This window comes from Allobosea sp. FW305-C-101 (assembly GCF_058783685.1).
Map to the genome: position 1 here is coordinate 65708 of NZ_JBYSYT010000008.1, position 12518 is coordinate 78225.

Genomic DNA, 12518 nt, shown 5'->3' on the forward strand with positions numbered 1-12518 from the left:
ACCCCTCCACGCATGAACGGTTCAACTTCAACACCGGTGCTGCAGGCCGAGGATCTCTCGCTGTTTCTGCGCACGCATCAGGGCGGGCATCTGAAGATCGTCGACGGCGTGACCTTCACGATTGGCAAGGGCGACTTCTACGCCGTCGTCGGAGAAAGCGGCTCAGGCAAGACTGTGCTTGGACGCTCGATCATGAGGTTGTTTCCGCCCTCCATGCTGCGCATGGAGGGGAAACTGTCCCTGAATGGCGTGGACCTGGTGTCGGCGCCTTCGTCCCAGGTCCAGACGATGCGCGGTCGTGTGGTCAGCATGATCTTCCAGGAGCCCATGACCTCGCTCAACCCGTTGATGACGGTCGAGCGGCAGATCGCGGAGGCTCTCGCCGTCGCGGGCGGAGGCAGCAGACGCGAGCGCAGCGAGCGGGTCCTCGACCTGCTTGCGAGCGTCCAGTTCGCAGATCCGAAGAGCGTGCGCTCCATGTATCCCCATGAGCTCAGCGGCGGCATGCGTCAGCGCGCGATGATCGCCATGGCACTGGCCAACAATCCCGCGCTGCTCATCGCGGACGAGCCGACGACGGCGCTCGACGTCACGATCCAGCAGGAGATCATGCAGCTATTGTTGCGCCTGCGCGATCAGCATGCGCTCTCGATCCTGTTCATCTCCCATGATCTTTCTCTGGTGCGCCGTTACGCGGATCGCATCGGCGTTCTCTATGGCGGCGTTCTGATGGAGAGCGGCCCCGCGGACCAGTTGATCGACCACCCGACACACCCCTATTCGCGCGCGCTCGTCGATTGCATCCCGCGTCGGCGCGAAGGCGGGCGGCGCCAGGCCGGCATCGAGGGCCAGGTGCCCGGGGTGGCCAACTGGTTTGAGGGCTGCCGCTTCGCTCCGCGTTGCCCTCGCGTCCAGGACGATTGCCGCCGCGGCGAGATTCCGCTGCGGACAACCAAGACTGCGCAGGCGGCCCGATGCCTTTATCCACAATGACCCCCGACCATCCGGTGCTGCGTGCCGAGGGTCTCAGCAAGACCTATGCAGGGCGCGGCGGCCTGTTTAGCAGCAAGCCCGGCGTGACGGCTCTGACCGACGTCTCATTCGAAGTCCCGCGGGGAGAGATCCTGGGCATCGTCGGGGAATCCGGCTGCGGAAAATCAACCCTCGCGCGGATCATCGTCGGACTCGAGCAGGCAAGTGGCGGGCGCCTGGCCTCGGAGGACCGGCCATTGGTGGACGTCGCAGCGGGTATTTCGCTGCCTGCCGCCTCCCGTCAAATCCAGATGGTGTTTCAGGATCCATACTCGTCTCTCAATCCGCGGATGACCGTCGCGGATGTGATCAGTGAAGGGTTGCGTATCGCCGGCGAGCGAAACAAGCGGGTACTGGCGGAGCGCGTCCGGGAGATGCTGCAGCTGGTCGGGCTGCCGGGCGAAGCCGGATCGCGCTATCCATTCCAGTTCAGCGGCGGACAGAGACAGCGCATCGGCATCGCCCGTGCGTTGATTACCGACCCGCGACTGCTGATCGCAGACGAGGCGGTGTCGGCCCTCGACGTCTCCGTGCAGATGCAGATCCTCAATCTTCTGCTCGACATCCGCGACAGGCTCGGCCTGACGATCCTGTTCATCAGCCACGACATCGGCGTGATCGACTATCTCTGCGACAAGGTCATCGTCCTCGCGCACGGGCGCGTGGTCGAATCCGGCGCAGCGAGCGCCGTCATTTCCAACCCCGAACATGCTTACACGCGAAAGCTGATCCAAGCCGTCCCAAGAATGGCTGGGTGAGCCGACGTACTCGGGACAGCAGCCCATAACGCCGGAGGAGCCAGGATGTCACATAAGAGCAGCCCCGTTCTCGCAGCGAGCTTGATCGCTGCCGCCATCGCTATCGCAGCGCCCGCCTCAGCCCAGACCGCGCAACGGCCGGCCAACGAGACGCTCGTCGTCACGACTGCGGATACGCTGGTGACGCGTCACCCCTACGCCGAGAGCAGCGCCCAGATGTACTCGATCTGGTGTCAGGTCTACGGCTGCCTCGGCCGCTACGACTATGCGCAGCGCAAGTTCGTGGGCCAGCTCGCGGAACGCTGGGAGCAGCGCGATGACGTCACCTGGCGCTTCCATCTGCGTAAGGATCTCGTCCGGCACGATGGCGGCCCCGGTCCCACCGTTGCCGACGTCCTGCATTCCTACAACCAGGTCATGACCGATCCGCAAAGCCAGGGGCGGTTCTATCTTTCGAGCGTGAAGGAAATCCGGCGCGTCGATGACCATACCTTCGACGTTGTTACGAAAGAGCCGGCGTCGTCGCTGCTGGGGCAACTGTTCGACAAGTTCACGATCACCAGCGAAGAGATCTTCAAGAAGCAAGGAGGCGTCGCCAGCTACAACACGGCGCCGATTGGATGGGGCCCCTACAAGCTCACAAACTTCGCCATCAGTGACCGGATCGCGCTCGAACGGCATGATGCCTATCCTGCCAAGGTCGAAACCTCTCCGCGCAACGTGCTGTTCCGGCGTATCCCCGAGCCGGACCAGCGCGTCACGGCCCTGCTGAACGGCGAGGTTCAGATCGCGCGGCTGATCCCTCCGCAATTGGTCGGCAGGCTGGAGAACGTGCCTTCCGTCGAGATCCGGCGCGCACCCTCGAACGAGCCGATGTTCATCGGCTTCAGCGTCAAGACCAAGCCTTGGGATGACCCGCGCGTGCGGAGGGCCGCTGCGATGGCGATCAACAAGGATGTGATCATCCAGCGTATTCTGTTTGGGATGGCAGACCGGCTCGATGGCCCGGTTGGAGCGCAGCAGATCTGCTACACGGCTCCGATCGACCAAAAGACGCCGTATGACGTCGCGGGAGCACGCAAGCTTCTGGCCGAGGCCGGCTATGCGGGTGGTGGGCCAGTCGTCGACTTCTTCACCGCCACCGGCCGCTACATCTCCGATCGACAGATCGCCGAGGCGATCACCCAGATGTTGAACCAGGCCGGTTTCAAGGCAACGCTCCACACGCCGGAGTTCGCCGGGCTCTGGGCCAATGTCAGGGCAGGCAAAGCGCCCATGTACTACATGGGGCGCGGCCTTGCGCTCGAGCCGTCCGAATGGCTGTCGCAGTATTTCGAGACCGGCGTCACGCCGCGCATCGGCTACGACAATCCTAAGCTGAACGAGCTGTTCGAACGCGAGCGCAGGACCTTCGACATAACCGAACGCTGCAAGATCATCCGTGAGATCAGCCAGCTGATCGAGACCGAGGCACCAGGCATCTTCCTCTGGAATCACCAGTACGTCAGCGGCGTCCGCAAGGGGCTGCGCTACGTGCCGGATGCTTCGGGCGAGATCTGGCTGCCCGACGTCCGCCTCTGATGACAGTCCACTATCCCGCTACAAACGAAGGCGATTCAGCCATGACCGACCCGACCAAGCGCGGCCCGTCGAGGCGTACCATCATGGGTGCGGCCGCGGCCGCACTGATGCCGCTGCCGCTGATCCCGACCGCTGCCTCCGCACAGGGCAAGGCGCTCACGATCACGACAACGGGCATCCTGAACAACGTCAATCCCTACGCCCACTCGAGTATCCACCTCTACTATATCTGGAGCCAGATCTACGGGAGCCTCGGCCGGTACAACTACGCCGCCAAGGCCTATGAGGGCGTGCTGGCGGAGAGCTGGGAAACCGTCGAGCCGACACGCTGGCGGTTCAAGCTCAGAAGCGATCTCAAGCGCCACGACGGCGGTCCGGGCCCCACATCAACTGACGTCGTGCACTCCTGGCGGCGCATCCTGAGCGACCCAGCGAGCCAGCAGGCGTTCTTCCTCACCGAGGTCGACAAGTTCGAACGCGTCGACGATCGGACTTTCGACATCGTCACGAAGCGCCCGGTGGCGCAGCTGCTGTCGCTCCTGTTCGACCGCTTCGTGGTGACGAGTGCTGATCTTCACGAGAAGCACGGCGCAAATGCCGACAAGGCTGCCGCCTTCGGCTGGGGCCCCTATAAGCTCGACCGTTTCGACATCGATCGCAGTGTGATCGTCGCCCGCAATCCCTCATGGCCGGGTATGCCGGCCTCGGCACCGGAGACGGTGATCTATCGCCAGATTCTGGAAGCGGAGCAGCGCGTCACGGCTCTACTCAACAACGAGGCGCAGATCGCGCGCCTGATCCCGCCGCAACTGGTCGATCGCCTGAAGTCGAACCCGGCCGTGAAGGAGGTCGAGACAGGCTCGCTGGAATGGATGTTCCTGGGCATGAACGTCAAGATCAAGCCCTTCGACGATCCGCGGGTGCGCCGGGCGGTGGCGCATGCGATCAATGCCGATCTGATCGTGAAACGGCTGCTCTTCGGGCTTGCGGATCCTATGCAGGGGGCCATCGGCAAGCATCAGGATTGCTTTGCTCCGAGCGCGGCCCGGCCCGAATATGATCCCAAGAAGGCCAAGGCGCTGCTCGCGGAGGCGGGCTTCCCCGATGGTTTCGACGTCGAGTTCGCGACCGCGAACGGGCGTTACGTCTCGGATCGGCAGGTCGGCGAAGCGTTGGCTCAGATGCTCCGGCAGGTGGGTATCAGGGCCAAGCTCAACACGCCCGATTACGCGAACTTTACCAATGACATCCGTCAGGGAAAGTTGCCGCTCTACTATACCGGCCGGTCAGCGGCCAACGACCAGCTCGAAGCTCTGGCACAGTATTTCGAGACAGGCGGCTCGCGGCGAACGAACTATTCGGATCCCGAGGCGGACCGGCTGTTCCGTGAAGTTAGGGCGGCGTTCGACACCAAGGTCCAGTGCGATCTCCAGCGGTCCTTGAGCGATAAGCTTTCGCAGGATTCGCCAGTGGTCTTTCTCTGGACGCATCGTCTGGTGAACGGCGTTCGCTCGAACATCAACTGGCCGGCGGATGCCACCGGCGAGCCTTGGCTCACGGACATCACGGTATCCTGAGTTCTGCACCGGCCGGTCGAGCGACCGGGCCGGTGTGAAGCTCCGCGAAGTCGGCGCTCGTGACACCCGAGCGCCCCGAAACGGTATTGGATTGAGACGATGACGGTACGCGAACAGGTCCTGCGCCGCGCACGCGGGTATATCGACGATGGCAGCTTCCTGCGGCAGCTCGCGGATCTGGTGGCCTATCAGACCGAGAGCCATCCTCCCGGCAGAAAGAAGGAACTGGAACGCTACTGCGCCGAGGGACTGGGACCGATCGTCTCGAAACTCGGCTTCTCGGTCGAAATCCTGCCAAATCCGTTGGAGGAACACGGGCCCGTCCTCCTCGCGACGCGGCATGAGGGCGATGGCCTGCCCACCATCTTGATCTACGGCCATGGCGACGTCGTTCGGGCCATGCCGGAACGTTGGCGTGCGGATCTCGATCCATGGAAGCTGAAGGTCGAGGGCGATCGTGTTTATGGCCGCGGCGTCGTCGACAACAAGGGTCAGCACCTGCTGGCGATCGAGGCGCTGCGTGCAATCCTGGAAGAAAAGGGATCGCTCGGTTTCAACGCCAAGATCTTCGTCGAAACCGGAGAGGAGGCTGGCTCGCCGGGTCTGAAGGCGTTCCTGGAACGCCATCGAGAACGCTGCGCCGCCGATGTGTTCATCGCGCTCGACGGCCCGCGTCAGAGCATGCAGGTTCCGGACATAACGCTCGGCACGCGGGGAGGGCTGGCGGTCGATCTGATCGTCGATCTACGCGAGGGATCGCATCATTCCGGCCACTGGGGCGGGCTGCTCAAGGACCCCGCCGTGATCCTGGCGCATGCGATCTCGACGATTATCTCGCGCGATGGCCGGATCCTGGTTCCAGGATGGACGCCGAAGTCGGTGCCGGAATCGGTCACACGGGCCAGCCGCGCCGTCGTGATCGAAGATGCGCCCGGCGCTCTGAAGCCTGACGAGGGCTGGGGGGAGCCTGGTCTCTCTCGGACCGAGAAGATCTATGCCTGGAGCAGCGCCATCGTGCTGGCCTCCGTCAGTGGTCAGCCGGAGGCGCCGGTGCCGGCGGTTTCCGGGTTTGCCAAGGCGCGCATCCAGCTCAGGCACACGGTCGACGTCGACGCTGCCGAAGTCGCGCCGGCGCTGAAGCGTCATCTGGTGGAGCAGGGCTTCACCGAGGTCGAGGTGCGGCCGGTGGTGGAGCGGGACATGTTTCCGCCCTCGCGTACGGATCCCGATGATCTCTGGGTTCGCCGTGTGGCGGAATCGATGGAGACGACCGTCGGCCGCCCGCCGAACCTCATCCCCAACATCGGGGCTTCGGGACCGTCGGAGTTCTTCAAGCAGACGCTCGGCGTGCCGATTCTCTGGATCCCGCAGTCCTATGGAGGCTGTGGTCAGCATGGCCCGGATGAACATGGGTTGATCTCGCTGTTCCATGACGGGCTAGGGATCATGGCTGGTGTCTTCTGGGACATCGGGGCTGAAACGACCGCGCAGTCAGCTGGCAACCCCGGCTAATTGCCGCGAAGGCGTAATCTGTCTACGAGGGGCGGCGTGACTGCTAGGGGGGCGGTGCCACGCCGATCCACTTGAAACCAGATATTATCGCCATGAATGACGTGCCTTCACTGCGCGTAGTCCAGGATAAGGTCAGCTTGCGAGAACGCACCACGGCCGTGCTTCGCAACGCCATCCTTACGATGCGCTTCAAGCCTGGTGAACGCCTCGTCGAGCGGCAGCTGTGCCTTGAGACCGGCGTAAGCCGGACCTGCATTCGGGAGTCGATGCGTCACCTCGAGGCAGAGGGCCTGGTCCGCCGCGAGCACAATAAAGGCGTCGTCGTTTCAAGCATAACCGCGACTGAGGCGTCCGAGATTTACGAGGTCCGGCGGATTCTCGAAGCCAAGATGCTGGAAAAAATGATCCGGCAGCTCGACACCGACATTGTCGGGCGGCTTGAGGCTGCGCTCCTGCGTGCCGAAGAGTGCATAGGGCGCCCGATCGAGTATGTGGGTGCTATTGGCGATCTCATCGAGGTGCTTTGGAGCGGCTACAACAACGATACCGCTCGCAACCTGCTGCGATCCATTTTCGATCGCATATCCTACATTCGGATTATCCTCAGCGTCTCCACTGGTGTTGACGAGAAGCGCACGACCGTCGCCATCCTCCATGGAGTTCTCGATGCTATCAAACAACGCGACGTCGTTGCCGCTCAGGAGCGTTACGACCATTATCTCACGCGTGCACACGATACCGTAGTTAAGATCATCACATCGAACTCCGCCTCAAATGACCGCCTTGTGACCCAGGTGGCGATCGGTTGAACTGCGGCGATTGTGAGTTTCGCCGCGATCCCGTGCTGTCGGCGCGGCCCGAAACCTTGGATGCAGCAGACGTTCCCAAACTGTCGATCGGAGCAATGCGGCCGGCAGATGCGAGAGAGCGCTTTAGGAACGAAGCGTGAGCCGGTCCGGCGGCGAGGGAAACAGAATATTTAGTTTTCTAAGTAAGTATCTCATCTCATATGGGGTGGGACTGACATGCAGAAAATTCGGCTCGGCAATCTTCTTCATTGCCTAACACTCGTTCCGCTTGTGGCCTTGATATGCTTCGGCGCGATCCTGGCTGTCAAACGGCGCGGAATATTGCCCCCCGATCGGCGTCCAATCTTGGGTCTGACGCAATCCCGCTGACATTTGAGATCATTGCGCGCCGATCAGACGCGCCTGGAGAAGATCGATCTTTCCGCGGCCGTACATCTGGCGTTTGACGAGCTTGAGGCGGGTGATCTGGCCTTCTGTCTGACCGTTCGACCAAGTCGAGAGGATTGCTGCTCGCACAGCGGCCTCGTCTCGTCGGACGCCATTGGCCAAGGAGGCGACCAGGCTTTGGGAGGCTCGATCGATCCAAGATGACAAGGGCTCGGCCCGCTTCATCCTAATCATGGCATGGAAGTCGGCGATGATCTCGCGAGCCTCGACCAATGCCGGCACGCCGTCCTCGATCGCCGCGATCGTGACGGTTTCAGCCTTTGTGAGATTGTCGCGACCGGTGGTCATCAACCGCGCGATGGTCCGGGCCGACGGGACACGCGCGAGGCTGCTTGCGTCCGCTTTCTCCGCGCGGCGGCGGCGTGTCGCCCATTCCGAGATCACCCTGAGGCTTCCCCGGAAGCCTTTCGTCCTCATCGAGCGCCAGAGAGCAGCTGCGTTCCGAGTTCCCGCGTCCCATTGCGCATCGAGCCAGGGCAGATGCGCATCCAACGAACTCTGGCGAGGTCGGAAGACGTCGCTGCGCTCGCCGCGGACGATCCGCCTGACAGTCTGGCGGTGATGGCCGGTGCGCTTGACGATCTGCTTGATCGGCACACCCTCCCGCCAGAGGGCGAGGACCGCCGCGTTGATCTCTTCCCGCCGCAGATATCCATCGTATTGCAGCTTCTCCGCCGCCGTCAGGAGCGCAGGATTGACGACGGTGGCACCAATGGCGCTACGGATCTGGCGCATCGACTTGCGCACGGCATCGAGGAAAGCGCGGCTGGCATTCTCCATCAGGTGCCAGCGGTCGGCAACCTGGACGGCCTGCGGCAGGGCCCGTGCCACCGCCTCTCCATAGCCACCGCCACGGTCACGAGCGACTGTATGGACCAGCCGCTGATGGCGGAGCCAAGCTTCCGATGTTGCTGGCTCCCGGTCGGAAAGAAGCGCGACCGGCCGACGCCTCTCCAAGTCGCAGACGATCGTGCCGTAGCGGTGATTGCGCCGCCAGGCGAAGTCATCGATGCCGATCACGCGCAGCGGCTCGCTCGGCACCCTGGCACGCTGCCGGACCACGCGCAGCAACGTGTCGTTGCTGACCGGTAGCATCATCCTCGCGGCAAAACTTGCTCCGGGCCTGCCACCCAAGGCGAGGCCGAGATGCTGGACGATATGATCGAGACGATCGGTCCGACGCGCTCGCGGCGCGAGGACGCGGTCACCAAAGCGCTCCGCGAAGATCTGGCGGCCGCACAGGACGGCATCGCAGCGAAAGCGCCGAACGAGGACCTGGAGCTCGACGCGTCGGCCGCTGAGCGGCAGGTCCTTTGCACGCCGGAAATACCGGCTTTGGATCCGTTGCGAGAACGCCCCGCAGTCAGGACATGGACAGGCGCTGACGGCGGACCGGGTTCGGACAACAACGCGATCGCCTTCGATCGTGATACCGTCGACAATCAAACCTGCGGGAACCAAGCTGGCTGGTCGAAATCGCTGCTTCATCGCGCTGATTCCTTCTGGAAACCAGCATCAAAACAGCCCCGACCTGCAGCAGATTTGAGTCAGACCCAAACTTGCACGCCGATCGGGGGGCAACTTTGCGCGCCGTTTGACAGCCAAGGAGAAGCCGTGGCGCTAAGCAGAGAGCTTCGAGGCCCTTCGGCATCGTGATGATCCGGCTGGCGAGTCGCGTCGTCGGCGCGCCGCGTTCGGCGGTGATGCCGGTGATCATGATCTTCTGCGCGGTCGGCGCCTTCGCCACGGCGGGCAACAACCTGAGCAGAGCTTCGTGACCTCGCTGATCAAGTCGGACGGCTCCGTGCTGCCCTTCTTCGACCGACCGGTCTCGTCGGTGCTGGCGGCCATGACCTTCGCCGCGCTGCTCTGGCCGGTCTTCTCCTGGACGCGTGACCGGTTGAAGGGGCGCGGCCGGACGGTGGCGGCCTAGGGGCGACATGTGCGCCAGAAGCTGACAAAAGCGTTCGGCCGGAAAGCGGACCTACTGCGGCATCGCACATGCCTAGTGCTCGATCTGTAATCCCGTGGGACCGTGTCTCAAGGCAAAGCTCGTCATCAAGCCTACGCTTTCGGGACGAAGGTAAACTCGCCGCGCCGTCGAAACATTGGACGGGCAGCCTGTACGTCGTTCGTGTGAAGGTAGTGCCACGCGATCGTCATGGCAGCCATACTCTTACAACGGTCATCTCCGAAAACGAGCCTACCTCGGCACCAGCTCGACGCCGGAGCCGGGTATCCCGGGCACGACGCGCCGAAGGACCAGGCTTCAAAGCTGCGGACAGCGAGCCCGCTTCTGACGCCAGACCCGCACCAGGCGTCTATTCATCAGCCCGAACAGGAGCCCGTCACTTGATTGGCTCGAACTCGCCAGGCCGCCAGCTCTTGTCGAACCAGGGTTCGAGCGGCCCATAGAGCCGAAGAATCGTATACCATCCCTTGCCGGCGACGGTTTGGATCCAGTTGGCTTCCTTGCCTTCCGGAGCCTTCGGGCCGAAATAGAGATCGATCGAGCCATCGGCATTCGCGATGAGCTTGTCCCGCTTGTTGTTCTTGCTCGGGAAGGTCTGCCCGGTCTGGAGCTCCGAGCGGGTCTGCGGATCGTAGACCACCACGGACCAGAAATCCTTGGCGGGCGGATTGGCGGGAATGCGAAGCTTGTATGTCTTCTCGCCGTCCAGATAGTCGCCGTTCCGGTCCGTAGCGGCATAGGCGTATTGGGAGCCGGCCCCGATCATCTGCTCGACCATGGCGGGTGTGTTGACCGTCGCCTGGTAGAAGAACAGGGTCCGCGCGTCGAGGTAACGCCCGCCCTTTCCGCCGTCGCGAAGCCACTGATAGCTTCCGCCGACAAAGGCCGCCCCCCAGGCGCTGTTGGGATAGAGATGGAAACCGTCGAGGCGCGGGCGGAAGATCATCGCGCGGGCAGTTGCGTTGCCGACGGCGACGGCCTCGGTCAGCAGCTTCTTCATCCGGGCGTCCGGGGCGAAGGGCTTGCCCTTTTCAATGCCGATAGAAGCGAACAGCCCCAGCAACTCGGGATCGAGCATCGAAGTCGGTTCACGATCGATGACGGTATGGAGCTCCTTGTAGAACTCGAAATTATTGGCGTGAATCGTGTTCCAGGACTTCCGCGACCCGCTGATGAACTCCATTTTCGGCGGATTGGCACGCTTGCTGAGCGGATAGATTTTCAACCCGTTCTTGAAGGAGGCCACGGCCGCGTCGGGCTTTCCATCGACCAGGAAGCCGCGCAGGATCAACCAGTTCACGTAGCTGGTCGATTTCGAGACGAAGTACTTTTCGCCTTCGACCTCGGCCTCCATGCCGCCGACGGGCGGATTCAGATCTCCCTTATAGTCGGGCGGGAGGATCAGATACTTGCCTCCTCGGCCGCGATCAGGCCCCGGAGCGCCCATATCGGTCACGAAGCGGAAATAGGCGTCATTGACCGTGCCGGGACCGGACCTGGCGGGAATCTCGACGACCGTCGGCCCGTCCGTCCCCAGGTGAAGAAAAGCGCTGCCATAGACGGTATCGGTATTGCCGGTGAGGAACAGCGGCGCCGAATCCATCAACTGGTCGAGAAGGATCACCTTGTTCGACGTGTCCGCGCCCAGATCGAGATGGCCGAGACGCAAGCCCTCGATCGATGTGGCGGGGACGCCGTTGAGGAACGTCTCGACGCCACGCAGGACGTCGAGATTGTCATAGAGCCGCTCGACCGTTGCCTTGTCCGGCATGCCGTCGAAGAATTTCATGGTGCCGAAGCGGGTCTCCACCGCATCCGGCGTCATGATCTTTTCGGGGATCTTGTGATTGTAGCCTGGCGTTTTCTCTTCGCCAGCCGCCGCCAGCGTCGTCGCAAGCAACCCGGCAACGGCCAGCGCGGCAGGCCGGAACATTCCAGACAGCATCATGGTCTTTCTCTCAGATGTTCTGGCAGCCATTCATCACCTGGACAGCAAAAAGGAGAGGACCGAAGAACAGGGTGGTTCCCGGCGAAAACGGCAGGCTCGGCCCCGGTCACATGCGCCCCATCGCCCAGGTGCAGCGAACCGGAAACCATGCCGGCACATGAAACCGAGCACACTTCATCGAGGCTAGCTGCGTCGCCTCCGCCGGTCTTGCCATTTCGCGCCAAACCCGCGCGTGGGTCACCTCTCGAAGCGCAACGGTGCGGCAGGTCGCAACCGGCCGATCGACCGGGGTTTCGCCTGTCGGATCGCCGCGGTCATCGCCGCCCGGCTGCCCTAGTCATCCCCCGCGGACGATTGCAGCCTTGCTCCGAGCCGGTCCAGCTCCAAGGCGTAGCAATACAGGCAGAAGAGCGCTGCCAGCATGATCGCGGTCCGCGCCAGCAGCGGCACGCCCGTCTGGAACGAAATCAGTTCAGGGGCATGCCGCAGAAAGAACAGGCTGAACATCGCGCCACCGAAGATGAAGCTGAGGCGGCTTGCAAACCCCAGGCAATGCCCGAGGAAGACCTGTTGCCAGTCTGGGAGCTCGATCCTTGAAAACCGATACCAATAGGCGGCCTGTGACACTGCCATGGCGGCGATGAGCGCGATCAGAGCTGCCGCCGGAATCCGGTGCAGCACTCCGACCTCATCAGCCACGATTCGGAAGGCGCCCTGGATCGCAGCAATGATCGCAGAGGCTGCGATCGTCTGGATCAGCAATAATGCCAGATACATTCCGGCCGGTCGGGATGCCTCGCGGCCATGTCCCGCACCGGACGCCGACGGGTGGTCCCTCTCGCTCATTCAGCGCCTCATTTCCAGACAGCCCTGTCTACAGGG

11 protein-coding genes are annotated in these 12518 nt (G+C 62.9%); 8 read left to right on the forward strand and 3 right to left on the reverse strand.

What is annotated here, in order from left to right; translation table 11 throughout:
• Window positions 1-12: 12 nt before the first annotated feature.
• The 6 genes from AC3WMA_RS24010 (at window position 13) to AC3WMA_RS24035 (ending at window position 7269) form a co-directional block, all read left to right on the forward strand.
• The gene (locus AC3WMA_RS24010) at window positions 13-993 is read left to right on the forward strand and encodes an ABC transporter ATP-binding protein (RefSeq protein ID WP_492287784.1); all 981 of its coding nucleotides are present in this window, start codon (window positions 13-15) and stop codon (window positions 991-993) included.
• Complete coding sequence (locus AC3WMA_RS24015; RefSeq protein WP_191124880.1) at window positions 990-1790, forward strand: ATP-binding cassette domain-containing protein; 801 nt, start codon at window positions 990-992, stop codon at window positions 1788-1790. Before AC3WMA_RS24010 ends, AC3WMA_RS24015 begins: the two co-directional genes overlap by 4 nt.
• Before the next feature lie 45 nt (window positions 1791-1835).
• Entirely contained in the window at window positions 1836-3371 is a 1536-nt protein-coding gene (locus tag AC3WMA_RS24020) for an ABC transporter substrate-binding protein (RefSeq protein WP_492287785.1), read from the forward strand.
• Window positions 3372-3412: 41 nt separating this feature from the next.
• A complete protein-coding gene (locus AC3WMA_RS24025; protein WP_492287786.1) occupies window positions 3413-4948 on the forward strand; it encodes an ABC transporter substrate-binding protein in 1536 nt (511 codons plus the stop codon).
• A 99-nt stretch (window positions 4949-5047) separates the two neighbouring features.
• On the forward strand, window positions 5048-6460 hold the full coding sequence (locus AC3WMA_RS24030) for a M20/M25/M40 family metallo-hydrolase (protein ID WP_492287787.1): 1413 nt from the start codon (window positions 5048-5050) through the stop codon (window positions 6458-6460).
• A gap of 92 nt (window positions 6461-6552) precedes the next feature.
• The gene (locus AC3WMA_RS24035) at window positions 6553-7269 is read left to right on the forward strand and encodes a GntR family transcriptional regulator (protein WP_492287788.1); all 717 of its coding nucleotides are present in this window, start codon (window positions 6553-6555) and stop codon (window positions 7267-7269) included.
• A gap of 378 nt (window positions 7270-7647) precedes the next feature.
• On the opposite strand, the gene AC3WMA_RS24040 is transcribed toward AC3WMA_RS24035, so the two are convergent.
• Window positions 7648-9204, reverse strand: coding sequence for an ISL3 family transposase (locus AC3WMA_RS24040; protein WP_076437715.1), 1557 nt, complete (start codon window positions 9202-9204; stop codon window positions 7648-7650).
• A gap of 167 nt (window positions 9205-9371) precedes the next feature.
• Here AC3WMA_RS24040 and AC3WMA_RS24045 point away from each other — a divergent pair, with 167 nt between their 5' ends.
• Complete coding sequence (locus AC3WMA_RS24045) at window positions 9372-9494, forward strand: hypothetical protein (protein ID WP_492287789.1); 123 nt, start codon at window positions 9372-9374, stop codon at window positions 9492-9494.
• Entirely contained in the window at window positions 9491-9649 is a 159-nt protein-coding gene (locus tag AC3WMA_RS24050) for a hypothetical protein (RefSeq protein WP_492287790.1), read from the forward strand. The genes AC3WMA_RS24045 and AC3WMA_RS24050 overlap by 4 nt, the downstream gene beginning before the upstream one ends.
• A 415-nt stretch (window positions 9650-10064) precedes the next feature.
• Here AC3WMA_RS24050 and AC3WMA_RS24055 read toward each other — a convergent pair whose 3' ends face one another.
• Both AC3WMA_RS24055 and AC3WMA_RS24060 read right to left on the reverse strand, forming a co-directional pair.
• Window positions 10065-11636, reverse strand: coding sequence for a DUF1254 domain-containing protein (locus AC3WMA_RS24055; RefSeq protein ID WP_257735739.1), 1572 nt, complete (start codon window positions 11634-11636; stop codon window positions 10065-10067).
• Between the two features lie 333 nt (window positions 11637-11969).
• On the reverse strand, window positions 11970-12482 hold the full coding sequence (locus tag AC3WMA_RS24060; RefSeq protein ID WP_257735740.1) for a hypothetical protein: 513 nt from the start codon (window positions 12480-12482) through the stop codon (window positions 11970-11972).
• Between the last annotated feature and the right edge of the window lie 36 nt (window positions 12483-12518).

Bases quoted from the DNA above. Each gene is read 5' to 3' on its own strand.
- AC3WMA_RS24010 (WP_492287784.1), top strand. From the start codon at position 13: ATGAACGGTTCAACTTCAACACCGGTGCTGCAGGCCGAGGATCTCTCG.
- AC3WMA_RS24015 (WP_191124880.1), top strand. From the start codon at position 990: ATGACCCCCGACCATCCGGTGCTGCGTGCCGAGGGTCTCAGCAAGACC.
- AC3WMA_RS24020 (WP_492287785.1), top strand. From the start codon at position 1,836: ATGTCACATAAGAGCAGCCCCGTTCTCGCAGCGAGCTTGATCGCTGCC.
- AC3WMA_RS24025 (WP_492287786.1), top strand. From the start codon at position 3,413: ATGACCGACCCGACCAAGCGCGGCCCGTCGAGGCGTACCATCATGGGT.
- AC3WMA_RS24030 (WP_492287787.1), top strand. From the start codon at position 5,048: ATGACGGTACGCGAACAGGTCCTGCGCCGCGCACGCGGGTATATCGAC.
- AC3WMA_RS24035 (WP_492287788.1), top strand. From the start codon at position 6,553: ATGAATGACGTGCCTTCACTGCGCGTAGTCCAGGATAAGGTCAGCTTG.
- AC3WMA_RS24040 (WP_076437715.1), bottom strand. From the start codon at position 9,204: ATGAAGCAGCGATTTCGACCAGCCAGCTTGGTTCCCGCAGGTTTGATT.
- AC3WMA_RS24045 (WP_492287789.1), top strand. From the start codon at position 9,372: ATGATCCGGCTGGCGAGTCGCGTCGTCGGCGCGCCGCGTTCGGCGGTG.
- AC3WMA_RS24055 (WP_257735739.1), bottom strand. From the start codon at position 11,636: ATGATGCTGTCTGGAATGTTCCGGCCTGCCGCGCTGGCCGTTGCCGGG.
- AC3WMA_RS24060 (WP_257735740.1), bottom strand. From the start codon at position 12,482: ATGAGCGAGAGGGACCACCCGTCGGCGTCCGGTGCGGGACATGGCCGC.